Consider the following 21,153-nt stretch of genomic DNA (forward strand, 5'->3'; position numbering starts at 1 on the left):
CGTCACGGGGAGGCCCCGCGCGTCCCATTCTGGTGCCACGGCTGTGGCCGGGTACGACAGACGGCACGACGGAGGAGAGGGCCGGGCATGAGTCCCAAGCAGACGCCACGGACATCGGGCGGGGGCACGTCCCGGCTGGCCGGAGCCTTCACCCCGGGGCGGATCGCGATGATCGTGGTCGCCGTCCTCACCCTGGTCTTCATCTTCGAGAACACCCGCGAGGTCAGGATCCGCCTGCTGATCCCCGAGGTCACGATGCCGCTGTACGTGGCGCTGCTCGTGACCGCCCTCCTCGGCGCCGCGTGCGGCTACTACGTCGCGGCCCGGAGGCGGAAGTGAGGCGGGCCACCGCCGTCGGCGTCGGTGCGCTCCTGGCGCTCGCGGCCGTCGCCGCCTCCTCGGTGGAGGACGCCGCCGCACCCGGCGACGAGGCCGGGACGCGGCCGATGCCGGATTTCCTCGGCCGGGGCCTGTGGCGGGTCTTCACCCACCTGGACCGCCGGACCCGGCTCGACGTCCACGACGTGAGCGGCCGCGACCGGCGGGTGCTCTGGCCGCCGCGCTGGGAGGTCTGCACCCAGTACCCGGCGGCGGGCACCGTCCTCGACCGGCGGACCACGGTCATGATCGGAGTCGTACGGAAGGGGGAGACCTGCCCGCCCCGTGTCCGCGACGCCCGCCGCTGAGGTGCTCCGGCACCGCATAGCCTGGCCGTATGTCCGACGACTCCGCTACGTACCTCGCCAGCGGGCCCCGCGTGGGCCTGCGTCCGTTCTCCCCGGGCGACGCCGAGGAGTTCACCGCCCGCGCCCGCGAGAGCCGGGAGCTCCACCGGCCCTGGCTCTTCCCGCCGTGCACGACCGAGGCGTACGCCGCGTACGCGGGCGCGCTGACGGGCGACCCGGCGCGCGCGGGCTTCCTGGTGTGCGAGCACGCCGACGGCGGTGCGGTCGCCGGCTTCGTCAACATCAACAACATCGTCCGCGGCGCCTTCCGCAGCGGCGCCCTCGGCTACGGCGCCTTCGCGCACGCCGCCGGACGCGGACTGCTCACCGAGGCCCTCGGGTTGGTCATGGACCATGCCTTCGGGCCCCTGGAGCTGCACCGCCTGGAGGCGAACATCCAGCCCGGGAACGCCGCCTCCCGCGCCCTCGTCCGCCGCGCCGGCTTCCGCCTGGAGGGCTTCTCGCCCGCGATGCTGCACATCGACGGTGCCTGGCGGGACCACGAGCGCTGGGCGATCACGGCCTCGGACTAGCGCTTGCGGTTGATCTTCATCGTGTCGAGGTCCGTCACCGTCGAGCGCAGCGCCTTGTACCCGTGGCCCAGCTCCTTGAGCGCGGTCTCCACCCGGTCCTCCGCGATCGCGCCCGCCATCTCCTCGCCGTCCTCGGCGTCCGAGACGACGACCAGGCGGTACGAGAAGGCCTTCAGCGTCCGGTCGTAGGCCAGCGAGCCCTCCTCCGTGAACTGCATCGCCGCCATCCCGTGGTCGTCCGCCTCGGCGAGCAGCCGCGACCGGCTCTCCTCCGACAGACCGTCGAACGTGCCGCGCACGATGACCCGGTAGGTGTGCTGCGTACCCATTCCTCGTACTCCCTGTGCCCCTGCTCCCCGGCCGCCACGGCGGCGGTCCGACCCTGCACACTACGGCGACGGGCCGTGCCGCCGCCGGGAATATCCGGGCCCGCGGCCAGCGGGTCCTTTGCCGAAGCCTGACCGAAGCCTGACGTGGAGAGCCCCTGGTCAGGACCGGCTCCGGCGTGTTCCATGGATCGATGACGACCGTACGACGTGCCGTACTGACGCTGCCCGCGGCCCCGTTGGGCCCGGACAACCCCCTCCCCGCACTGCGGGCCCCCGCCGGCGCCGGGGCCCACGCGGTCGACGCGCGGACCCTCGCGGAGCTCCCGCGCGACATGGCCCGGGGCCTCGGACGGGCGCCCCTGCGCAGCCTGCTCCCCACCCCCGTGCGCGACGGCTACGGCCGCGACCGCACCCCCGCGGACCTCGACACGATCGTGATCGAGAACGACCGGCTCCGGGTGACCGTCCTCCCCGGCCTCGGCGGTCGCGTCCACTCCCTGCACCACAAGCCCACCGGACGCGAACTCCTCTACCGCAACCCGGTCCTCCAGCCCGCCGCCTTCGCCCTCAACGGCGCCTGGTTCTCCGGCGGCATCGAGTGGAACATCGGGGCCACCGGCCACACCACCCTCTCCTGCTCGCCCCTCCACGCGGCGACCGTCCGCGCCCCCGACGGCGGCCCGATGCTCCGCCTCTGGGAGTGGGAGCGCCTGCGCGACCTGCCCTTCCAGGTCGACCTGTGGCTGCCGGAGGGCTCCGACTTCCTGTACGTCGGCGTCCGCGTCCGCAATCCCCACGAGCGGACCGCCCCCGCCTACTGGTGGTCCAACACCGCCGTCCCCGAGGAGCGCAGGGTCCTCGCGCCCGCCGACGCGGCCTGGCACCACGGCTACGACCGCGGCCTGAACCGCCTCCCCGTGCCCCTCACGGAGGACGGCACCGACCGCTCGTACCCGCTGAACGGCGCCCACGCCGCCGACTACTTCTACGACCTGCCGGACGGGCAGCGCCGCTGGATCGCCGCGCTCGACGCCGACGGCCACGGACTCGTCCAGACCTCCACCGACGCGCTGCGCGGCCGCAAGCTCTTCCTGTGGGGCACCGAGCGCGGCGGCCGGCGCTGGCAGGAGTGGCTGACCGAACCCGGCACCCCCGGCTACGCCGAGATCCAGGCCGGACTCGCCCGCACCCAGCTGGAGCACCTGGAGCTCGCGGGCGAAGCGGAGTTCAGCTGGCTGGAGGCGTACGGACCGCTCGCCGCCGACCCCGCCACGGCGCTCGGCGACGACTGGGCCGCCGCCCGCGTGGACGTCGAGCACCGACTGGAGACGGCGCTGCCCCGCGCCGCGGTCGACGCGGCGTACACCGCCTGGCGGGAGGGCGCCGCGGACGCCGAACCGGAGTCCGTCCTCGCCGTCGGCTCCGGCTGGGGAGCCCTCGAAGTCCTGCGCGGGGGACACGTGTTGCCCGGTACGCCCTTCCCCGAGTCGACGCTGGGGCCCGACCAGGAACCCTGGCGGGAGCTCCTGCGCACCGGCGTCCTGCCGCCCCCGGCGAAGGGCGCGGGACCCGGTGCGCCGCTGGTCGCCGCCCCCTGGCGGGACATGCTGGAGACCGCACCCGCCGACCCGTCCACCGAGTACCACCTCGGCATCGCCCAGTGGCACGCCGGAGACCGCGCCCAGGCGGTACGGAGCTGGGAGCGCGGACTCCACCGGGCCGAGGTGCGCTGGCCCCTGCTGTACTGCCTGGCCGTCGCCGACTGGGAGGACGGGCATCCGCAGCGGGCCGCCGAACGGTTCGCCGAGGCCTTCGCCGAGCATGCGGGCCACGGGGACCACGAAGGGGACGAGGCCGTGGCCGCCGCCCTCGGCCGTGAGGCCGTGGCGGCGCTGCTCGCCACGGGCCGCCCCGGCCGGGCCCGGGAGCTGTGGGCCCGGCTGTCCGGAGAGGTCCGGGGGAGGGGCGCCTTCCGTCTCCTGGAGATCCGGATCCTGCTCGCCGAGGGGCGGACGGGCGAGGCCCGCGCCGTCTTCGACGAGGGCTTCGAGGTCGCGGACCTGAGCGAGGGAACGGAGGTCCTCGGCGAGCTCTGGGCGGAGCTCACCGACGAACCCCTGCCGGACGCCTACGAGTTCAGGATGCGGCCGAGCTGAGGCGCGCGGGCGGACCCGCCGGGGAGCGCGGGCCCGCCGCGTCCGCCCGGGGATACGGGTCTGCCGTGCCCGCCCGGGGATGCGGGTCCGCGGCGGCTGCCCGGGAGGACGCGCCCGCCACGCCCGCCGAGTGACCGCTCAGGACACCCGGCACAGGATCTCCCCGTGCGGGACCATGAACCAGGCGTCCTCCTGCCCGCCCCACTCCCGCCAGGCCTCCGCGATCGCCGCCAGTTCGGCGGCGGTCGCGTGGCCGCCGTCCACGGCCAGGTCGGCGTACCCGGAGGCGGTCGTACGGTCCGCCCACAGGCCGCTCCACCACTCCCGCTCCTCCGGGGTGGCGAAGCACCAGGTGCCGGCCGTCGTCGTGATCTCGGTGAAGCCGGCCTGCCGGGCCCAGGAGAACAGCCGCCGTCCCGCGTCCGGTTCGCCGCCGTTGGCGCGCGCGACCCGGTGGTACAGCTCCAGCCACCCGTCCAGCGCGGGCCGTTCGGGGTACCAGGCGAAGGCCCCGTAGTCGCTGTCGCGGGCTGCGACGACACCGCCGGGCCGGCACACCCGGCGCATCTCGCGCAGCGCCTGGACCGGGTCGCCCACGTGCTGCAGGACCTGGTGGGCGTGGACGACGTCGAAGGAGTCGTCGGGGAAGTCCAGGGCGTGGACGTCGGCGACGGCGAACCCGACGTTGTCCAGGCCGCGTTCGTCGGCGACCGCCTGCGCCTTCTCCAGTACGTCCTCGGCCGCGTCGACCGCGGTCACCCGGCCCGGCGCGACCAGCGCGGCCAGGTCGGCGGTGATGGTGCCGGGCCCGCAGCCGACGTCCAGGACGTCCAGTCCCGGGCGCAGTTCGGGCAGCAGGTAGGCCGCGGAGTTGGCGGCGGTCCGCCAGCTGTGCGAGCGCAGGACCGACTCGTGGTGGCCGTGGGTGTAGACGGCGGGGGTGTGCGTCATGGAAGCGACTCCCTCGGTGTGGGTGCGTGCCCCCACCGTATGCGGGAATGTCGAATGATGAGATCTGTGTCTTGAGATGTGGACGGTCGGGGCAACAGGTCCCGCCGGTACCGGAGTTCCTCCAGGACCCGGCCACCCGTCTCCTCCCGCACCGCCGTGCCGTCCGGCCGCCACCCGGCGGCCTCGTAGAACCTCCGCCCCCGGGCGTTCCCCGCGAACACCCACAGGGCCGCCGCCCGGAACCCGGCCGTGACGAGCGCCTCGGTCGTCGCCGACATGAGCGCCCGTCCGACGCCCGCGCCCCAGACCTCCGGCAGGGCGTACAGCGCCGCCAGCTCGGCCGTGCCGTCCGGGCAGGGCCGGAAGCAGGAGAACGCGACCACCCGCCCGCCGTCGCCCGTCGCCACGAGCACCGTGGGCCGGTCCGGGGCCGTCAGGCGGTCGCGCCACACCACGGCGCGCTCCTCCGTGTCGAGGGCGTCGAGATACGGGTCGGGGACCAGGCCGCGGTAGGCGGCCCGCCAGGACAGGACGTGTACGACGGCGAGGGCCGCGGCGTCCTCGGGAAGCGCTTCACGTATCGACATGCCGCATTCTGGCCCGGGGGACGCCCCGGCCACCCCCGGATTTCGGCGGGAGGCCGTCGACCTGACGAACCCTCGTGTGACAGCACCGTGAACGGACCGTCCGGCACGCCCCCGCGCCCCTAGGGTGGGCGCGTCGATCCACCGTCCCGCCCGCCGAGGAGTCCCGTGCCGTACTCGCCCGTGCCCGCCCGTCGCTCCCTCCTCAAGCTGCTCGCGGCGGGCCCCGCGGTCTCCGCCCTCGGCGGGCTCGCCGCCGCTCCCGCGTACGCTGGTCCCATGGACGTCGTGGCGGATGCCGCGCCCGGCATCGTCAAAGCCCTCCCGCCCGAGCACTTCACGGTCCGCGGGACGAACGCCGAGGCCCGCTACGAGACCTTCGCGGACACCGGCCTGCTCACCCCCGTCGAGCGCTTCTTCGTCCGCAACCACACCTCCACCCCCGTCCTCGACGCCGCCGACTGGCGGCTGACGGTCTGGGGCGACGGACTGCACGGCCGCGGCCCCGTCCACTTCACCTACGGGCAGCTGCGCGACCTGCCCTCCGTCACCCGGACGGCCCTGATGGAGTGCGCCGGAAACGGCCGCAGCCTCTACGCCACCCAGCAGGGCCGGCCGGTCACCGGCACCCCCTGGACCCTCGGCGCCGTCGGGGCCGCCCGCTGGCGCGGCGTCCGCCTCGCCGACGTGCTCCGGCTCGCCGGGATCGCCCACGACGCCGTCGACCTCCAGCCGCGCGGCCTGGACGACCCGTACGTCTCCGGCGGCGTCGACTTCGGCCGGGTCCGCCGCCCGCTGCCGGTCGCCAAGGCGCTCGACGACGTGATCCTCGCGTACGAGATGAACGGCGAGCCGCTCCCGTACGACCACGGTCACCCGGTCCGGCTCGTCGTGCCGTCCTGGGTCGGCATCGCCTCCATCAAGTGGCTCGGCGACATCGAGGTCTCCACCAAGCCGCTCAGCTCGCCCTGGTCCACCGAGTGGTACCGCCTCTTCGGCGACTCCTATCCCGCCGGCGGGAGCGCCCCCCTCAGCCGCCAGACCCTCAAGTCCGCCTATCAGCTGCCCTTCGGCGCCACCCTGGAGGCCGGCGGCCCGCGCACGCTCACCGGCCGCGCCTGGTCCGCCCTCGCCCCCGTACGGACCGTGGAGGTCTCCACCGACGGCGGCGCCCACTGGCGGCACGCCCGGCTCCACGACACCCCGCGCCGCGACGGCTGGGTCCGCTGGAGCGTGCCGTGGCGCCCACACACCACCGGACAGGTCACCCTGCTCTCCCGCACCACCGACGCCGCCGGCAACACCCAGCCCGAGCAGGCCGTGCACAACACCCAGGGGTACCTCTTCAACGCCGTCGTGCGGCACCCGGTCACCGTCGTCTGAAGGGGCGAGAACCGCCGAACCTTCGTATAAAGGGCACAGGGGTGCCCGCCCGGCGCCCCCGTGCGCTTCAGGAGGTACGGGACATGCGGCAGACGGCTCCGGAAGGCCGCGGCCCGGTGCGCTACGGGCCTCCCGCACCCGACACGGGCCTCGACACCGGCCTCCCCGTACTGCCGGGACTCGCCGGGCTGCTCGCCGCGGCGGCCGGGCGGACCGCCCCCGAGCCGCCCGGCGGCGGGCCCGTCCTGCGCGAGGCCGCCGCCGGCTACTGGTGGCGCCGCGGCCTGCGCACCCATCCCGAGGACGTGGTGGCCGCGCCCGGCGCCCCCGCCCTCCTGCTGGCCCTGATCGCCGCCCACGGCGGCGATCTCCTGCTGCCCCGCCCCTGCCCCGCCTGGTGGACCCCGCAGGCCCGGCTGCTCGGCCGCCCGGCGTACCACGTGCCCACGCCCGCCGAGGCCGGCGGCGTCCCCGACCCGTACGCCCTCCTGGAGACCGTCCGGCGGATCCGCGCCGAGGGCGGCGACCCCCGGGTCCTGCTGCTCTCCGTCGCCGACGACCCCACCGCCACCGTCGCCCCGCCCGAACTCGTCCGCGAGGCCTGCGAGGCCGCCGTCGCCGAGGGCCTGCACGTCATCAGCGACGAGACCTGGCGCGACACCCTCCACGACCCGGGCGGCACCGTGCTGCTCAGCCCCGCCGAGATGCGCCCCGACGACGTCACCGTCCTCGTCGACCTCGGCGGCGCCCTCGCCCCCGCCGCCTGGCCCTGCGCCGTCGCCCGCTTCCCGCCCACCGACCCGTCCCGCGCCGACCGCTGGACCGACCCCAGGGCCCGCGTCCTCGACGTGCTCACCGCCCTCGGCGCCCTCGTCCCCGGGCCCGTGGCCCCCGCCGTGGCCCACGCCCTCGACGAACCCGGGGACGTCACCGTACGGGCCCGGCGGGCCGCCGCCACCCACGGGCGGCTCGCCGGCGCCGCGTACCGCGCGGTCCTCGCCGCCGGAGCCCTGGCCCGGCCCCCGCAGGCCGGCCGCCACCTCTACGCCGACCTCGGGCCGCTGCGCGCCGGGCTCGCCGCCCGGGGCGTCACCGACTCCCTGGAGCTGGAGAGCCACCTCACCGCACGGCTCGGCGCCCCGGTGACCGGCGGCCACCGCTTCGGCGACGAACTCGGCGCGCTGCGCGTCCGGTTCGGCACCGGCATGTTCCTGGGCGCCGGCGAGGAGGAGCGCGCCGAGGCGCTCGGTGCGGAAGATCCCGTGGAACTGCCGCACGTGGCACGCGCGTTGGGGGACTTCGGAGGGGCCCTGGAGGAACTCCGATGACCGCGGCCGAGGCCCCGCGCCGATGTCCGGGGAACCCTCCACGACGCGTCGAGTCCGAGCGGAACGGAGCCCGCAGATGACCGAACGGACGGCACCTCCCGCGCAGGCCGGACAGGCCGCGGCCCCGCACCACCCCGGCCGGTCCGCGCCACCCGCCCCCGCCCCGGCCCCCGTCCTCCAGCCCGTCGGCCGGCTGCGGCACGACTGGCCCCGGACCTTCGCCGACCGGCTCACCGCGCCCCTGCCCGGCGTCCGGGCCCTGGCGCGGCTGGCCCGCGAGGGAGCCGTACGCCCCCGCCCCGAAGGCCTGCGGGACATCCCGCTGCTGCCCTTCGAGCCCGGCCCGCTGCCGCCCGCCGGACCCGACACGCTCGCCGTCACCTGGGCCGGGCACGCCAGCTGGATCCTGCGCGTCGGCGGACTCACCGTCCTCACCGACCCGGTCTGGTCCCGCCGCATCTTCGGCACACCGGCCCGGCTCACCCCCGTCGGGGTCCGCTGGGAGGACCTCCCGCGCGTCGACGCCGTCGTCATCAGCCACAACCACTTCGACCACCTCGACGGCCCCACCCTCAAGCGGCTGCCCCGGCACACCCCGCTCTTCGTCCCCGCCGGACTCGGCCGCTGGTTCACCCGCCGCCGGTTCAGCCGCGTCACCGAGCTCGACTGGTGGGAGGCCGCCGAACTCGACGGCGTCCGCTTCGACTTCGTCCCCGCCCACCACTGGTCCAAGCGCACCCTCCTGGACACCTGCCGCTCCCTGTGGGGCGGTTGGGTGCTCACCGACCGCGCCGGGCGCCGGATCCACTTCGCCGGGGACACCGGGTACGGCCACTGGTTCGCCGAGATCGGCCGCCGTCACCCCGGCATCGACCTGGCGCTGCTGCCGATCGGCGCGTACGACCCCCGCTGGTGGCTCAGCGACGTCCACACCGACCCCGAGGAGGCGGTCCGCGCCCACCAGGACCTCGGCGCGCGGCGGATGGCGCCCATGCACTGGGCGACCTTCGTGCTCTCCTCCGAGCCGGTCCTCGAACCCCTCACCCGGGTCAGGGCCGCCTGGGAGAAGGCCGGCCTGCCCCGCGAGGACCTGTGGGACCTGCCGGTCGGCGGCTCACGGGTGCTCGTGCCCTGACGGGGCCTCGCCGCGACCGCGGTCCGAGGGGGCCCCGGAGCCCCGGATCCTCCGCCACAGCGCCGGGACCGCGCTGACCAGCACCGTCAGGCCCACCGCCGCGACCACTCCCTGCCAGGGCTCGGGGAAGAGCGAGCCGCCCAGGATCCCGATCAGCTGGTACGTCGCCGCCCACGCCAGGCACGCCGCCGCGTCCCCCCGGACGAAGCGGCGCAGCGGCATCTCCGCGAGCAGGCACGCCAGCATCACCGGGATCCGCCCCGCCGGTACGAGCCGGGACAGCACGAGCACCGACACCTGGTGGGTGTCGAGCCGCTCCTGGGCCTGCGCGAGCCGGTCGGGCGTCACCCGCGACCGCAGCGCCGCGAGCCACCGGGAGCCGTTGCGGGAACGGACCCCGCGCTGCCCGAGCCAGTACAGCGCGGTGTCGCCGAGCAGCGCGGCGGACGCCGCGACCAGGAAGACGTAGAGCAGCGAGAACGGCGAGGAGTGGTGGAAGGCGACCACCGCCGCCGAGCTGACGATCGCGCCCGTCGGCACGACCGGCACCAGCGCGCCGAGCGCCACGAGCAGGAACAGCGAGGGATAGCCGACCGCCTGCTGCGTCGACTCCGGCGGCAGCTCGCGCACCGCCGTGACGAGACCGGTGACACCGAGGATCACCGCGCGACCTCCGGCCGCACCCGGTCCCCGTGGCCGAGCAGGTGGACCGCCACCTTCGGCGCGAGCCGGGCCGCGTGCCGTACGAACTCGTCGCCCGGCGCGTGGAACTCGTGCGGCCGGACCCCGTCGAGCCCGATCGGCCAGTACGTGCCGAAGTGGACCGGCACCGCCGCCGCCGGCGAGAGCGCGGCGAGCGCCTGGGCCGCCCGCCCGGCGTCGAGGTGGCCGTGCCCGAGGTAGGGCCCCCAGCCGCCGACCGGCAGCAGGGCCACGTCCACCGGCCCCACCGCGTCCGCCATGCCGTCGAACAGTCCGGTGTCCCCGGCGAAGTACGTCCGGGCCTCGCCCTCGACGACGTATCCGAGCGCGGGGGAGCGGTGCGGCCCGACCGGCAGCCGCCGCCCGTCGTGGAGCGCCGGGACGGCCCGTACCGTCACGCCCTCCACCGTCACCGCGTCACCCGGCTCCACCTCGGTCAGCCGCAACCCGTCCCGGTCGAGCCTGCGGAGCCCCGGTACGGCGGCGGGCGCGCCGCGCGGCACGAGGACCCGCGTCCCCGGCGGGAGCCGGGCGAGGGAGGGGAGGTGGAGGTGGTCGGCGTGCAGGTGCGAGACGAGGACGGCCTCGGCCCGGGCGGCCTCGGGCGGCGGCAGGGCGCCGCGCCGCCGGCGCAGGTGGGCGAGCCGCCGCGCGAACAGCGGATCGGTGAGGAAGCGGACCCCGGAGTCCTCGACCGTGCAGGTCGCGTGACCCCACCAGGTGACCTCCACCGGCATGCCGCCCTTCTGCTGTCCGTCTCGTCAGACGTCTGTCGTAACGAGGGTAAATGTCCGGAGCACGCTCCGGAGGATGTTCGGGCGTCACCTTCCGGCAGTAGGGTCTGGCCATGGACGACGTTCGGGTGGCGGCGATCGCCAGCCTCACCCCGCTCGAAGAGCTGGACAGCGACCCCTTCCTTGTCGACACGCGCGGTCAACACGCGGTGTGCGCCCGCTGGGCCGTCGACAAGGGGTACGTGCTCGCCCGTCAGCTGTTCTGCTACGGAATCCGCCCGGACCACGCGGCGCTCTGGGACGACGTGGAGGCCGGGACGGTGGACCTCTTCGTGGCTCCCAACGAGCGGGTCCTCGCCCGCGCGTTGACCTCCGTGCCGGGCTTCCGCGCCGAGTGCGAGCGGCGCGGGGTGCGGGTGGAGACCGTCGGACTTGACGAACCCCCGTACGACACGGCGGCCAAAGCGGGGGTGCACCGGAGGCTTTCGATGCCCACCGCCGGGTACGAAGGCTCCTGACCGCCTCACGCCGGCGAGGGCTTCCGCCCTTCCCGCCCGATCGCGGCCGTTGTGCCACGCTTGAGGCAGGTAACGGGCGAAAGGTGAAGCGCGCGTGGGTGACGGGCGATGGGGTGGCGCCGACCGCTGGCGGTCCGCGGGCAGAACACTGGCGCGCGTGCTCGTGGTCTGGGCGGTGTCCACGCTCACCATGCTCGTCCTCGCCGGGGTGCTGCCCGACTTCCAACTCCAGTCCGCCGACGGCGACAGCTTCACGCGGACCGCGCTCACCGCCGCCACGGCCGCCGGCGCGTTCGGTCTGCTCGGGGCGCTCGTGTGGCCGGTGATCGTACGGGCGCTGCTGCTCGTCCCGGCGCTCCTCCTCGGCCTGCTCGTCTTCTTCCTCAACGGCTCGCTGCTGCTCATCGCGCTGTGGGTGATCCCCGACGGGCGCGGCGCCGCCGCGCCCGAGACCGCCGTCGTGGTCGCCGCCGTGATGTCCGCCGTCGCCTCCGCCACCTCCACGGCCCTCGCCGTCCGCGACGACGACGCCTACCGGCGCCGGCTCTACCGGCTCACCGGCCGCACCCGCCCCCGTGATCCCGCCGACTCGGCGGGGGCCGGGCCCGGCACGGTCTTCCTCCAGCTCGACGGCGTCGGCCACCACGTGCTGCGCGGCGCCGTCGCCGACGGCCTCATGCCGACCGTCGCGGGCTGGTTGGACGCCGGCCACCGGCTCACCCCCTGGCGCACCGACTGGTCCAGCCAGACCGGCGCCAGCCAGCTCGGCATCCTGCACGGCTCCAACGAGGACGTGCCCGCCTTCCGCTGGTACGAGAAGGACACCGGCCGGATCATGGTGTCGAACCGCCCGGCGAGCGCCGTCGAGCTCCAGCGCCGGGCCGTGCACCGCACCGGGGACGGCGGTCTCCTCACCGTCGACGGCGCCTCCCGGGGCAACCTCTTCAGCGGCGGCGCCGACCAGCTCGCCCTCGTCCTGTCGATGGCGGCCCGCCGCGGCCGCCGCAACCGCTCCCGCGCCGGCTACTTCGCCTACTTCTCCGACCCGGCCAACGCCGTCCGGACCGCCGGCTCGCTCGTCGCCGAGTGCGTCCGGGAGATGTACCAGTCGACGCGGGCGCGGCTGCGCAGGGAGACCCCGAGGGTCTCGCGCGGCGGCACGTACCCCTTCGTCCGCGCCTTCGCGACGGTCGTCGAGCGGGACGTCGTGGTCTCCGCCGTGATGGGGGACATGCTGGCCGGGCGGACCGCCGTGTACGCGGACCTCGTCGCGTACGACGAGGTGGCGCACCACTCGGGACCGCACGGCCGCGACACGGACCAGGTCCTGGCGCGCCTCGACCGGGCGGTCGCGCTCATCGCGACCGTCGCCGAGCACGCCCCGCGTCCGTACCGGATCGTGCTCCTCTCCGACCACGGGCAGAGCCCCGGCGAGACCTTCGAGTCGGCGTACGGCCTGACGCTCAAGGATCTCGTACGGGCCGGGTGCGGGCTCCCGGTGCCGCGCCGGGTGCGGCGGACCCCCAGCGGCTCGGAGGCGCGGGACGCGGCCAGGGACGCGCTGCGCAGTGCGCTGCACCGGCCGGTGGACGAGAGCGGCGAGACGGCGCGGGAGCTGCCCGCCCGGCCTTCGGAGCCGGTGGTCCTGGCCTCCGGCAACCTCGGGCTGATCTCCTTCCCCGACGTGCCGCACCGGATGACCCGCGAGGAGATCGACCGGCGCCATCCGGCGCTGCTGCGGACCCTCGCGCACCATCCGGGCGTCGGTTTCGTGCTCGTGGCGAGCGCCGAGCACGGCTCGGTGGTGCTCGCCCGCGACGGAGTGGAGGTGCCGGTCGCCGAGCTCGCGGACGGCGGACCGCTCGCGGTCTTCGGGCGGGGCGCGGCGGCTGCGGTGCGGCGCACGGACGGCTTCCCGCACGTCGCGGACATCATGGTCAACTCCATGTACGACCCGGCGACGGGGACCGTGCACGCCTTCGAGGAGCAGATCGGCTCGCACGGCGGCCTCGGCGGCGAGCAGTCGCGCGCCTTCCTGCTGTCGCCGCCGGACCTGTCGCCGCCGGTCGGCGCGGGGGAGGAGCTGGTCGGGGCGGAGCGGGTGCACCGGGTGCTGCGGCGCTGGCTGCGCGAGTCCTCGGGGCCGCAGGTGCCGATCGGTCCGGCGGCGGCGCTGGAGATTTCCCCGTCCGCACGCGAAACGGAATCAATTCTTCCGGTTGAGGGGCCGGTCGCGCCGGACAAAAACCACTGATTTGGACGCCTGTTCGTCGCTGCCGGACGATGGTCCGGATCTGTACGACGGAAGGCGCACCACCCCATGAGCACGGCCACCACAACTCCACAGCGCGAGCCCGCGACGGACACCCCGCCGGTCGACCGGCACTCCCGCCGCTTCGGCCTCCCCATCGCGACCGCCCTGGTCATGGGCAACATCATCGGCGGCGGCATCTTCCTGCTGCCCGCCTCCGTCGCCCCGTACGGCACCGTCAGCCTCGTCGCCTTCGGCGTCCTCACCCTCGGCGCGATCGCCCTCGCCCTCGTCTTCGGCCGGCTCGCCCACCGCCTGCCGCAGACCGGCGGACCGTACGTCTACGCCCGCGCCGCCTTCGGCGACTTCGCCGGCTTCCTCGCCGCCTGGTCGTACTGGATCACCGCCTGGGTCTCCAACGCCGCCCTCGCCGTCGCCGCCGTCGGCTACCTCGACGTGATCGTGCCGATCCACGCGTCCAAGCCCGCCACCATCGCCGCCGCCCTGGCCTTCCAGTGGCTGCCCGCCCTCGCCAACCTGGCGGGCACCCGCTACGTCGGCGCGGTGCAGATCGTCGCGACCGTGCTCAAGTTCGTCCCGCTGATCCTGGTCGCCGTCGGCGGACTGTTCTTCTTCGACGGCGCCAACCTCGGGCCCTTCCACCCCGCCCAGGGCAGCACGCTCGGCGCGGTCTCCGCCTCCGCCGCGATCCTGCTCTTCAGCTACCTCGGCGTCGAGTCCGCCGCCGTCAGCGCCGGCGAGGTCCGCGACCCGCGCCGCAACGTCGGCCGCGCCACCGTCCTCGGCACCCTCGGCGCCGCCGCCGTCTACCTCCTCGGCACCCTCTCCGTCTTCGGCACCGTCCCCCACGACAGGCTGGTCACCTCCACCGCGCCCTTCTCCGACGCGACGAACGCCATGGTCGGCGGTTCCTGGGGCGGCACCGCCGTCGCCTGCATGGCGATGGTGTCCATCCTCGGCGCCCTCAACGGCTGGACCCTGCTGAGCGCCCAGGCCCCCTACGCCGCCGCCCGCGACGGACTCTTCCCGAAGGCGTTCACGGTCAAGCGGCGCGGCGTGCCGACGGTCGGCGTCCTCGTCACCGTCGTCCTCGCCTCGCTCCTGACGGTCTACAACTACACGGCCGGCACCCAGGGCGTCTTCGAGATCCTCGTCCTCGTCACCACCTTCACCGCCACCGTGCCCTACCTGCTCTCCACCGCCGCCCAGATCTACTTCCTGCTGTCCGGGCAGTCCGAGAAGGTCTCCCGCGCCCGGCTCGCCCGCGACGCCTTCCTCGCCCTCGCCGCCTTCGGCTTCTCCCTCTGGCTGGTCGCCGGCTCCGGCTACGCGGCCGTCTACCAGGGCGTCCTGTTCCTCTTCGTCGGCGTCCTCGTGTACGCCTTCATGGCGGCCCGCAAGCAGCGCGCCGCCGCCCCGGCGGGATGACCGCCGGGGCGGTGAATCCGGCACCCTGACGTAGGCCGCCCGGGCGGATCACGGGCCGGGGGCGCGTGCCCGTCCCCCGGCGGGGCAGTACGGATCACCGTGAGCCCCGCGCACCAGACGCCCGCCGCGCCCGCCGTCCCGGCGGGGCGCCGGGCACGCCCGGACCGGGGCCGGCACCGGTGGATCGCGGTCCTGCTCGTCCTCGCCGCGCTGTTCGGCGCCGGGACCGCCGCCGCGCTCCCCGTCGCGGAGACGCGCGCCGCGGCCGCCGGAGCCCCGGCCTCCGACCCGGGCGGCGAGACCCACGACCACGGCGCCACCGAGGCCGGACTCCCGGACCGGGCCCGGCGCCAGGAAACGGGCCTCCGTCCCGCCGGGCCCGGACCCCGGCCCCACGGCCCCCGCCGGGGCCCGGCACCCGACCCCGTACCCGCCCCGCACGGCGACGCGCTCCGGTGCGTGGTGATGCGCTGCTGAGAGGCCCCCGCCTCCCCGCAGTCCACCGACATCACCCCCGCACCACGAGGAGCTTCGCCATGCCCGTCGACCCGTACGCCGTCCTCCAGGCGCTGCTGCGCGCCGAGGCCTCCCGCGCCCGGCGCGCCGAGCGCACCGCCCCCGAGCCCGCCGCCCCGGCGCCGGCCCGGACGCCCGAGCCGACCGCCCGCCGGGAGGACCCCGTCCACCGCGAGGACCCCCTGCGCTGACCACCGGCACCGGCCTCCCGGAGCGCGGCTCCGGGAGGTCAGGTCAGTACGGTGAAGGCGTGGGCCGTCAGTGCCCGTTCGAGCCGCTCCCGCAGCCGCAGCGCCGTCTCCTCCAGCCGGTCCTCCTCCGCGACCGGCAGCGAGAAGCCCACCGCCGAGCGGACCCCGCCGACCGCGATCGGCACGGCCCCGCACACCGTGCCGAGCACGTACTCCTCCCGCTCGACCACCGGCGCGCCCCGGCGGATCCCGGCCAGCCTGCGCATCAACGCCTCCTCGTCCGGGACCGTCCGCGGCGTCAGCCGGCTCACCGGCCGCCGCGCCAGGTACGCCCGGCGGGCCCCCGCGTCCAGCTGGGCGAGGAGACACTGCCCGAGCGCGTGGGCGTGCGCGGTGGTGCGGTACTCCGCCCACTCCTGGACGGCCGGCCTGTCCGGGCCGTCCACGCTGAGGACGAGCTCGACCTCGCCGTCCTCCATGACCGCGTAGGAGACGGGCGCGTCGAGGTCCGTGGCGAGCAGCCGCAGCCACTCGGGCAGCCGGGCTCCGTGCCGGCGCCCCTGGCCGACGAGCCGGGGCGCGGCGGGGCCGAGCCGGAACGCCCCGCGCTCGTTGCGCAGATGACCGTCGTGGACGAGGGTGCGCAGCAGGTGGTACGTGGTGGCCAGGGGCAGCCCGGCCATCCGTGCGAGGCGCTTGGCGGTGAGCTCGTGGTGCTCGGCGACGAGTTCCAGGAGAACCAGCGCTCGACGGACGGAACCTATGAGAGTGGGGCTGGTGGGGGCCATGGGGCCAGTGTGACGACGCCGGTGCGCTTGTGCGCCGTTCTTTTGGATCTTGTGGGATCGTCCCGGCGCCGCCCGACGGAACGCGACGATCCTCCAAGCCCCACCGGGCGGACGGGCCCCGTCAGGCGGCCTCCGCCACGTCGATCGCCCGCGCGCCCCGCCTCGTGTGCAGCCCCACGAGGAGCGCCGCCGTCCCGGCGAGGGTCGTGAGCGCCACCAGGGCCGGGACGAGACCGACCAGCGGGCCCGCCGCCAGGCAGCACACCCCGCCCACGGCCAGGGCGGTCGGCCGCCGCCCGGACGTGCGCAGCACGATCGCGGCGGCGCCCAGCAGATAGACGCCGACGCCCCCGGTCAGGGACCAGGCCACGACACCGTGCAGCGGCTCCGCGAGGCCGTGGTGCCCGGTGTCGGCGACCTGCTGGAGGACCTTCTTCATCCCGAGCGCGCAGAGCACGATCCCGGCGACCAGCGGCAGGTGCAGGAACGTGTACACGTCCCGCGCGAAACGGGTGCGGTCGTCGCCGTCGAGCGCGAAGAGACGGTGCTCGGCGGTCTCGCCCAGCTGCCGGAAGTACAGCCGCCACAGCCCGGCCGAGAGCAGCAGACCGGCGGCCGAGGCGCCGAGCACGGCGTACGAGAGGTGGAAGCCGGAGACGCCGACGCCCATCGCCACGATGGACTCGCCGAGCGCGATGATCACGATCAGGCCGTGCCGTTCGGCGAAGTGCCCGGGGGAGTTGACCCGCCAGCCGGAGGAGCCGGTGACGTAGATCCCGCCGTAGTCGACGGCCACCGCCCCCAGCCACCACAGGAGTTGGATCCGTCCGTCGAACGCGCAGCCGATCAGCAGCAGCACCAGCGGCGGCAGCACGGACGCCATGGCCGTACGCCGCAGGGTGACGCGCAGCGCGGCGTCGCCCGGGCTGGAGAGCCAGTACGAGGTCAGGTGCAGGATCCGCACCGCGCCGTAGCAGAGCACGAACACCAGGGGCGCCGGGAGGCCGGCCGCCGTGTCCGCGAAGACCTCGGGCACGGCGATGGACACGATCAGGACGACGGCCATGACGGTGACGAGGACGCCGAACACGGCGCCGGAATCGGCCCGTACGACATTGCCCAGCCAGGCGAAGGCGCACCAGCACCACCACAGCAGCGCGAGGACCACCATCGCGCCGACCATCCGCACCGGCGAGGGCGCGGCCGCCATCAGGGCGGTGACCTGGGTGATCGCGTACACGAACACCAGGTCGAAGAAGAGCTCCGCGGGCGTCACCTTGTGATCGTCCCCGGTGGCCACCATGGCCCGTTCCCTGTTCCACGCCATCCGTGATCTCCCCCTTCGGGGCACCGGTTCCGGCCACCCCGGCGGGAAGACTACTCACCCCGGGGGAGCGGACGGCAAGGCTGTCCGGAGAACGGCATTACCCGCCAGGTAATCGACCCCCTCCCCGCCGCCCGGCATGCTCATGAACACCGGAACCCGGGCGGCGCACTCCGCTCGGGCTCCGGGCCCACCACCAGCGCGAACGTCCCCTTCGGAGGGTGATCCACCATGTCCCAGGCCCTGCTCGCCGGCCTCGCCCGCACCGACCGCCCCCAGTCCGCGATGCGCCGCTTCCTCGCTCTCGACGCCGTCGTCACCGGGGCCAACGGGATCGCCTACCTCGCCGCCTCCGGCCCCCTCGGCGAACTCCTCGGCGTCGACGCGGGTCTCCTCCTCGAACTGGGCCCCTTCCTCACCGCGTTCGCCGCCGGCGTCGCCTGGCTCGCGAGCCGTCCGCAGCCCCCGGCGCTCGCCGTGAAGGTCGTCGTCGACGCCAACGTCCTCTGGGCCGTGCTCAGCATCGTCGCCCTCGTCGCCTGGCTGGAGCCGACCACCGCCGGCCTGGTGTGGACCCCGGTGCAGGCGGCCACCGTCGCCGGCTTCGCCGGACTCCAGTGGGCGGCGCTCAGGGCGACTGCGCGTTGAGCGACCGGAGGTACGCGACCGTCTCCGGGTCGGCCGGGAGGAACGTCTCGATGGCCAGCTCGGCGACGGTCACGTCCATCGGCGTGTTGAACGTCGAGATCGACGAGACGAAGGACAGCACGTGGCCGTCGTGCTCGATCCGCAGCGGCAGCGCGAAGTACGGGTACGGCTCCGCGTCCGGCCGGTCCTCCGGGTCGATCCGCTCCGGCAGCGGATAGCCCGCCACCTCCTCGTACAGCTCCCGCAGCGCCTCCGAACGGGCCAGCGCGATCTGACGGTCCATCTGGGCCAGGAGGTGGCCGCGCCACTCCCGCAGGTTCCGGATCCGGGGCGCCAGGCCCTCCGGGTGCAGGGTGAGCCGCATCGCGTTCATCGGCGGGGTCAGCAGGTGCTCCGGAAGCCCCCCGAGCAGCAGCCCGATCCCCCGGTTGGCCGCCACCACCGTGTACGTGCCGTCCACCACCAGGGCCGGGTACGGCTCGTACCCGTCGAGCAGCTGCTGGATGCCCCAGCGCAGCGTCTCCAGGCGCGGCGCGTCCAGCGGCGACTCCGCGTACCGGGGCGCGTATCCCGCCGCGAGCAGCAGCGCGTTCCGGTCGCGCACCGGCACGTCCAGGTGCTCGGCCAGCTTCAGGACCATGTCCTCGCTCGGCCGTGAGCGGCCCGTCTCCACGAAGGAGATGTGCCGCGCCGAGGAGTCCGCGCGCAGCGCCAGCTCCAGCTGGCTCAGCCGCCGCTGCTCACGCCATCCGCGCAGCAGCGGCCCTACCCCCGTGTCGCTCACGACAGTTGTCATGGCCAGACGGTATCCCAGAGGGGGACCCCGGGTAGTTTCACCCCGGGGCCCCTGTCCGTCACCCCGTCACCCCGCACCACCCGACCGGAGGGAGCACCGCCGTGCCCACACAGCCGCTGTCGCAGAAGGAGATCGAGGACCGTCTGAGGGAGCTCCCCGGCTGGTCCGTCGGCGCCGACCGGCTCACCCGGACCTACCGGCTCGGCGACCACTTCGCGGCGACCGCGCTCGTCGTCCACGTGGCCCAGATCCAGCAGGAGCTGAACCACCACTCCGACCTCACCCTCGGCTACGACACGGTCGCCCTCGCGGTGACCACCCACTCCGCCGGCGGCATCACCGAGAAGGACTTCGAACTCGCCGACCGCGTCGAGCGGATCGCCCCCGGCCACGGCGCGAACTGACGGCATTACGATCACGGGCATGGCGGACACCGTGCTCGACTACGAGGCAGAGGCAGCGCACTACGACCGGACCCGCGGCGGGGTGCCCCGCGCCGAGGCGGCCGCCGAGGCCGTCCTGCGGCTCGTCCCGCCCGGCGCCCGCACCCTGCTCGACCTCGCCTGCGGCACCGGCCTCGTCACCGAACGCCTCACCCGGCCCGGCCTGCGCGTCTACGGCGCCGACGCCGCTCACGCCATGGTGCGGGTCGCCGCCGGCCGGGTGCCGGGCGGCGCCGTGCGCGCCGACGCCCGGCGGCTGCCGCTGCCCGACGCGTCGCTGGACGCCGTCGCGGCCGTCTGGCTGCTGCACCTCGTCCCCTTCGCGGCGGACGTCGTCGCCGAGGCGGCCCGCGTCCTGCGCCCCGGCGGCGTCCTCGTCGTCACCGTCGACAAGGACGCCGCCCACGACGTCGACAGCGACATCGACGCGATCCTCCGCCCCCACCGCTCGGCCGGCACGGCCTCCGACCGGTCCGACCTGATCACGGCGTGCGCGGCCGCCCACGGCCTCGACCCCGCCCCCGGCACCCGCTTCACCGGCCACGGACAGGGCGGCACCCCGCGCGACACCGTCCGGAAGCTGCGCGCCGGCTACTTCGCCTCCTGGTTCGACGGCGACCCGGCGACCACCGAGACGCTCGCCGCCGCCCTGACCGCCCTCCCGGACCAGGACCGCCCCCGAGCCGACCCCCGTTACCGGCTCGCGAGCTTCGTCAGGCGCGGCTGAACTCCATCACCCAGTTCGTCACCCACGCCTCGGTACCCGCGGCGGCGAAGGCCTGCTCCCAGCGGGCCGTGCGGGGGCCGATCCCCGACCACCGGAACCGCACCCGCACCGGCCGCCCGGCGTAGTCGTCGGTGCCGTGGAACTCGCCCGTCCCATCGGCCGCGAACCGGCCCCGTACGGGTGGGTCCAGCCTGCCCGTACGGCTGTTGGACCAGTTCAGCGTCCACTCGCCCGTCTCCGGCTCGTACAGCCGCAGCGTCAGACCGCTGAACCCCTCCGACGGGAAGACGATCTCGTCCACGTGCGCCCGGCCGTCCCAGAAGAGACGGCCCGTCGTGTGCCCCGCGAACTCCTTCCACCCGCTCTCCGGGTCGAGGAAGTCCGCGAGGCGGCGGTTGTGGACCCGCCACTCCCCGTCGAGGAAGGCGAAGCCGTCGGCGCTCATGCCCGGCCTCCCGTCGTGCCGGACGGCAGCGCGTCCGCGAGATAGCCCGCCAGATCCGGTGTCTCCGGCGCGAGCACGTGCCGTACCCACGCGTCCCGTTCGTGTCCGAGCGGCCCCAGCTCCCACACGCAGCCGATCCACGACCGGTCGACCCGGACGAAGTGCGCCGGATCGGTGTCGGGACAGTCCAGGGCGGGCTGCCCCGCGGCCCCGCCGCCGAAGTGGAGCACGTTGTCCCACACCCAGCTGTACGCGTTGAGGTACGCGCCGCTGTCACCGCCCCGGTGCAGCACCACGAAGCCCGCCGCCGGAGTGCCGTCCGGGGCCGGCAGCAGTTCCGGAAGCAGGGCGTACGCCGCCTTCTCCACCTCCGGTTCGATGCCCGCGGAGCCGGAGGTGACGTGGTAGCGCTTGAGGTGCCGCCCGGCGATCTCGACCGGCGGCAGCACGAGGAGGTTCTTCTCTGCGAAAGCCATGGCTGGACTGTAGGAACCCTT

At 75.1% G+C, this 21,153-nt stretch carries 25 protein-coding genes; 15 read left to right on the forward strand and 10 right to left on the reverse strand.

Features of this window, described 5'->3' with window-relative positions; translation table 11 throughout:
• The first annotated feature begins 87 nt into the window (after nucleotides 1-87).
• Genes GGE06_RS27050 through GGE06_RS27060 form a run of 3 tightly spaced genes read left to right on the forward strand, consistent with a single transcriptional unit; the run spans nucleotide 88 to nucleotide 1,258 of the window.
• On the forward strand, nucleotides 88-339 hold the full coding sequence (locus tag GGE06_RS27050) for a LapA family protein (protein ID WP_184932034.1): 252 nt from the start codon (nucleotides 88-90) through the stop codon (nucleotides 337-339).
• Entirely contained in the window at nucleotides 336-686 is a 351-nt protein-coding gene (locus tag GGE06_RS27055) for a hypothetical protein (protein WP_116158020.1), read from the forward strand. The genes GGE06_RS27050 and GGE06_RS27055 overlap by 4 nt, the downstream gene beginning before the upstream one ends.
• Nucleotides 687-715: 29 nt before the next feature.
• Nucleotides 716-1,258, forward strand: coding sequence for a GNAT family N-acetyltransferase (locus GGE06_RS27060; RefSeq protein ID WP_116158019.1), 543 nt, complete (start codon nucleotides 716-718; stop codon nucleotides 1,256-1,258).
• On the opposite strand, the gene GGE06_RS27065 is transcribed toward GGE06_RS27060, so the two are convergent.
• A complete protein-coding gene (locus GGE06_RS27065; protein WP_116158018.1) occupies nucleotides 1,255-1,587 on the reverse strand; it encodes a DUF6204 family protein in 333 nt (110 codons plus the stop codon). The genes GGE06_RS27060 and GGE06_RS27065 overlap by 4 nt on opposite strands.
• 191 nt (nucleotides 1,588-1,778) lie before the next feature.
• Between GGE06_RS27065 and GGE06_RS27070 the strand changes: the two genes are divergently transcribed.
• A complete protein-coding gene (locus GGE06_RS27070; RefSeq protein ID WP_184932035.1) occupies nucleotides 1,779-3,743 on the forward strand; it encodes a DUF5107 domain-containing protein in 1,965 nt (654 codons plus the stop codon).
• Between the two features lie 138 nt (nucleotides 3,744-3,881).
• Here the strand turns inward: GGE06_RS27070 and GGE06_RS27075 are convergent, their stop codons facing one another.
• Both GGE06_RS27075 and GGE06_RS27080 read right to left on the reverse strand, forming a co-directional pair.
• On the reverse strand, nucleotides 3,882-4,694 hold the full coding sequence (locus GGE06_RS27075) for a class I SAM-dependent methyltransferase (RefSeq protein ID WP_116158016.1): 813 nt from the start codon (nucleotides 4,692-4,694) through the stop codon (nucleotides 3,882-3,884).
• Nucleotides 4,691-5,281: a GNAT family N-acetyltransferase gene (locus GGE06_RS27080; RefSeq protein ID WP_184932036.1), complete on the reverse strand. Its 591-nt coding sequence runs from the start codon at nucleotides 5,279-5,281 to the stop codon at nucleotides 4,691-4,693. Before GGE06_RS27080 ends, GGE06_RS27075 begins: the two co-directional genes overlap by 4 nt.
• A 165-nt stretch (nucleotides 5,282-5,446) precedes the next feature.
• Here GGE06_RS27080 and GGE06_RS27085 point away from each other — a divergent pair, with 165 nt between their 5' ends.
• The 3 genes from GGE06_RS27085 to GGE06_RS27095 all read left to right on the forward strand — a co-directional run bounded on the left by GGE06_RS27085 (nucleotide 5,447) and on the right by GGE06_RS27095 (nucleotide 9,124).
• Complete coding sequence (locus tag GGE06_RS27085; protein WP_184932037.1) at nucleotides 5,447-6,661, forward strand: sulfite oxidase; 1,215 nt, start codon at nucleotides 5,447-5,449, stop codon at nucleotides 6,659-6,661.
• Nucleotides 6,662-6,744: 83 nt separating this feature from the next.
• Nucleotides 6,745-7,989, forward strand: coding sequence for an aminotransferase class I/II-fold pyridoxal phosphate-dependent enzyme (locus GGE06_RS27090; RefSeq protein WP_116158013.1), 1,245 nt, complete (start codon nucleotides 6,745-6,747; stop codon nucleotides 7,987-7,989).
• A 76-nt stretch (nucleotides 7,990-8,065) separates the two neighbouring features.
• A complete protein-coding gene (locus GGE06_RS27095; protein WP_116158012.1) occupies nucleotides 8,066-9,124 on the forward strand; it encodes an MBL fold metallo-hydrolase in 1,059 nt (352 codons plus the stop codon).
• Here the strand turns inward: GGE06_RS27095 and GGE06_RS27100 are convergent.
• Both GGE06_RS27100 and GGE06_RS27105 read right to left on the reverse strand, forming a co-directional pair.
• On the reverse strand, nucleotides 9,104-9,787 hold the full coding sequence (locus GGE06_RS27100; protein ID WP_184932038.1) for a DedA family protein: 684 nt from the start codon (nucleotides 9,785-9,787) through the stop codon (nucleotides 9,104-9,106). The genes GGE06_RS27095 and GGE06_RS27100 overlap by 21 nt on opposite strands.
• Nucleotides 9,784-10,563 carry an MBL fold metallo-hydrolase gene (locus tag GGE06_RS27105; RefSeq protein ID WP_116158010.1) on the reverse strand — a complete coding sequence of 260 codons (780 nt, stop codon included), beginning with the start codon at nucleotides 10,561-10,563 and terminating at the stop codon, nucleotides 9,784-9,786. Before GGE06_RS27105 ends, GGE06_RS27100 begins: the two co-directional genes overlap by 4 nt.
• A gap of 110 nt (nucleotides 10,564-10,673) precedes the next feature.
• Between GGE06_RS27105 and GGE06_RS27110 the strand changes: the two genes are divergently transcribed.
• The 5 genes from GGE06_RS27110 to GGE06_RS27130 all read left to right on the forward strand — a co-directional run bounded on the left by GGE06_RS27110 (nucleotide 10,674) and on the right by GGE06_RS27130 (nucleotide 15,485).
• The gene (locus GGE06_RS27110) at nucleotides 10,674-11,078 is read left to right on the forward strand and encodes a hypothetical protein (RefSeq protein WP_116158009.1); all 405 of its coding nucleotides are present in this window, start codon (nucleotides 10,674-10,676) and stop codon (nucleotides 11,076-11,078) included.
• A 94-nt stretch (nucleotides 11,079-11,172) separates the two neighbouring features.
• Nucleotides 11,173-13,332 carry a phage holin family protein gene (locus GGE06_RS27115; RefSeq protein ID WP_116158008.1) on the forward strand — a complete coding sequence of 720 codons (2,160 nt, stop codon included), beginning with the start codon at nucleotides 11,173-11,175 and terminating at the stop codon, nucleotides 13,330-13,332.
• A 66-nt stretch (nucleotides 13,333-13,398) separates the two neighbouring features.
• Complete coding sequence (locus GGE06_RS27120) at nucleotides 13,399-14,778, forward strand: amino acid permease (protein ID WP_184932039.1); 1,380 nt, start codon at nucleotides 13,399-13,401, stop codon at nucleotides 14,776-14,778.
• Between the two features lie 99 nt (nucleotides 14,779-14,877).
• Nucleotides 14,878-15,255, forward strand: a complete 378-nt coding sequence (locus GGE06_RS43510; RefSeq protein ID WP_116158006.1) for a hypothetical protein — start codon at nucleotides 14,878-14,880, stop codon at nucleotides 15,253-15,255.
• A 59-nt stretch (nucleotides 15,256-15,314) separates the two neighbouring features.
• Nucleotides 15,315-15,485 (forward strand): hypothetical protein, encoded by a 171-nt coding sequence (locus GGE06_RS27130; protein WP_181924451.1) that lies wholly within the window; start codon nucleotides 15,315-15,317, stop codon nucleotides 15,483-15,485.
• Nucleotides 15,486-15,523: 38 nt separating this feature from the next.
• Here GGE06_RS27130 and GGE06_RS27135 read toward each other — a convergent pair whose 3' ends face one another.
• Nucleotides 15,524-16,273, reverse strand: a complete 750-nt coding sequence (locus GGE06_RS27135) for an IclR family transcriptional regulator (protein ID WP_184932040.1) — start codon at nucleotides 16,271-16,273, stop codon at nucleotides 15,524-15,526.
• 121 nt (nucleotides 16,274-16,394) lie between these two features.
• Nucleotides 16,395-17,600 (reverse strand): low temperature requirement protein A, encoded by a 1,206-nt coding sequence (locus GGE06_RS27140; protein ID WP_116158004.1) that lies wholly within the window; start codon nucleotides 17,598-17,600, stop codon nucleotides 16,395-16,397.
• Nucleotides 17,601-17,828: 228 nt separating this feature from the next.
• Here GGE06_RS27140 and GGE06_RS27145 point away from each other — a divergent pair, with 228 nt between their 5' ends.
• Nucleotides 17,829-18,245, forward strand: coding sequence for a hypothetical protein (locus GGE06_RS27145; protein ID WP_184932041.1), 417 nt, complete (start codon nucleotides 17,829-17,831; stop codon nucleotides 18,243-18,245).
• Here the strand turns inward: GGE06_RS27145 and GGE06_RS27150 are convergent.
• On the reverse strand, nucleotides 18,226-19,041 hold the full coding sequence (locus GGE06_RS27150; protein WP_116158002.1) for a helix-turn-helix domain-containing protein: 816 nt from the start codon (nucleotides 19,039-19,041) through the stop codon (nucleotides 18,226-18,228). The genes GGE06_RS27145 and GGE06_RS27150 overlap by 20 nt on opposite strands.
• Nucleotides 19,042-19,142: 101 nt before the next feature.
• Between GGE06_RS27150 and GGE06_RS27155 the strand changes: the two genes are divergently transcribed.
• The gene (locus GGE06_RS27155; RefSeq protein ID WP_116158001.1) at nucleotides 19,143-19,445 is read left to right on the forward strand and encodes a 4a-hydroxytetrahydrobiopterin dehydratase; all 303 of its coding nucleotides are present in this window, start codon (nucleotides 19,143-19,145) and stop codon (nucleotides 19,443-19,445) included.
• 31 nt (nucleotides 19,446-19,476) lie between these two features.
• Complete coding sequence (locus tag GGE06_RS27160) at nucleotides 19,477-20,211, forward strand: class I SAM-dependent methyltransferase (protein WP_116165228.1); 735 nt, start codon at nucleotides 19,477-19,479, stop codon at nucleotides 20,209-20,211.
• On the opposite strand, the gene GGE06_RS27165 is transcribed toward GGE06_RS27160, so the two are convergent.
• Both GGE06_RS27165 and GGE06_RS27170 read right to left on the reverse strand, forming a co-directional pair.
• Nucleotides 20,198-20,656 (reverse strand): hypothetical protein, encoded by a 459-nt coding sequence (locus GGE06_RS27165; protein ID WP_116158000.1) that lies wholly within the window; start codon nucleotides 20,654-20,656, stop codon nucleotides 20,198-20,200. The genes GGE06_RS27160 and GGE06_RS27165 overlap by 14 nt on opposite strands.
• The gene (locus tag GGE06_RS27170; RefSeq protein ID WP_116157999.1) at nucleotides 20,653-21,132 is read right to left on the reverse strand and encodes a hypothetical protein; all 480 of its coding nucleotides are present in this window, start codon (nucleotides 21,130-21,132) and stop codon (nucleotides 20,653-20,655) included. Before GGE06_RS27170 ends, GGE06_RS27165 begins: the two co-directional genes overlap by 4 nt.
• Nucleotides 21,133-21,153: the final 21 nt, after the last annotated feature.

The organism is Streptomyces nymphaeiformis, assembly GCF_014203895.1.
Classification (GTDB): Bacteria; Actinomycetota; Actinomycetes; order Streptomycetales; family Streptomycetaceae; genus Streptomyces; species Streptomyces nymphaeiformis.

Excerpts from the sequence above, each read along its gene's own strand:
- GGE06_RS27050 (WP_184932034.1), top strand. The coding sequence starts at position 88 with ATGAGTCCCAAGCAGACGCCACGGACATCGGGCGGGGGCACGTCCCGG.
- GGE06_RS27060 (WP_116158019.1), top strand. The coding sequence starts at position 716 with ATGTCCGACGACTCCGCTACGTACCTCGCCAGCGGGCCCCGCGTGGGC.
- GGE06_RS27065 (WP_116158018.1), bottom strand. The coding sequence starts at position 1,587 with ATGGGTACGCAGCACACCTACCGGGTCATCGTGCGCGGCACGTTCGAC.
- GGE06_RS27070 (WP_184932035.1), top strand. The coding sequence starts at position 1,779 with ATGACGACCGTACGACGTGCCGTACTGACGCTGCCCGCGGCCCCGTTG.
- GGE06_RS27075 (WP_116158016.1), bottom strand. The coding sequence starts at position 4,694 with ATGACGCACACCCCCGCCGTCTACACCCACGGCCACCACGAGTCGGTC.
- GGE06_RS27080 (WP_184932036.1), bottom strand. The coding sequence starts at position 5,281 with ATGTCGATACGTGAAGCGCTTCCCGAGGACGCCGCGGCCCTCGCCGTC.
- GGE06_RS27090 (WP_116158013.1), top strand. The coding sequence starts at position 6,745 with ATGCGGCAGACGGCTCCGGAAGGCCGCGGCCCGGTGCGCTACGGGCCT.
- GGE06_RS27095 (WP_116158012.1), top strand. The coding sequence starts at position 8,066 with ATGACCGAACGGACGGCACCTCCCGCGCAGGCCGGACAGGCCGCGGCC.
- GGE06_RS27105 (WP_116158010.1), bottom strand. The coding sequence starts at position 10,563 with ATGCCGGTGGAGGTCACCTGGTGGGGTCACGCGACCTGCACGGTCGAG.
- GGE06_RS27110 (WP_116158009.1), top strand. The coding sequence starts at position 10,674 with ATGGACGACGTTCGGGTGGCGGCGATCGCCAGCCTCACCCCGCTCGAA.
- GGE06_RS27120 (WP_184932039.1), top strand. The coding sequence starts at position 13,399 with ATGAGCACGGCCACCACAACTCCACAGCGCGAGCCCGCGACGGACACC.
- GGE06_RS27130 (WP_181924451.1), top strand. The coding sequence starts at position 15,315 with ATGCCCGTCGACCCGTACGCCGTCCTCCAGGCGCTGCTGCGCGCCGAG.
- GGE06_RS27135 (WP_184932040.1), bottom strand. The coding sequence starts at position 16,273 with ATGGCCCCCACCAGCCCCACTCTCATAGGTTCCGTCCGTCGAGCGCTG.
- GGE06_RS27140 (WP_116158004.1), bottom strand. The coding sequence starts at position 17,600 with ATGGCGTGGAACAGGGAACGGGCCATGGTGGCCACCGGGGACGATCAC.
- GGE06_RS27145 (WP_184932041.1), top strand. The coding sequence starts at position 17,829 with ATGTCCCAGGCCCTGCTCGCCGGCCTCGCCCGCACCGACCGCCCCCAG.
- GGE06_RS27150 (WP_116158002.1), bottom strand. The coding sequence starts at position 19,041 with ATGACAACTGTCGTGAGCGACACGGGGGTAGGGCCGCTGCTGCGCGGA.
- GGE06_RS27165 (WP_116158000.1), bottom strand. The coding sequence starts at position 20,656 with ATGAGCGCCGACGGCTTCGCCTTCCTCGACGGGGAGTGGCGGGTCCAC.
- GGE06_RS27170 (WP_116157999.1), bottom strand. The coding sequence starts at position 21,132 with ATGGCTTTCGCAGAGAAGAACCTCCTCGTGCTGCCGCCGGTCGAGATC.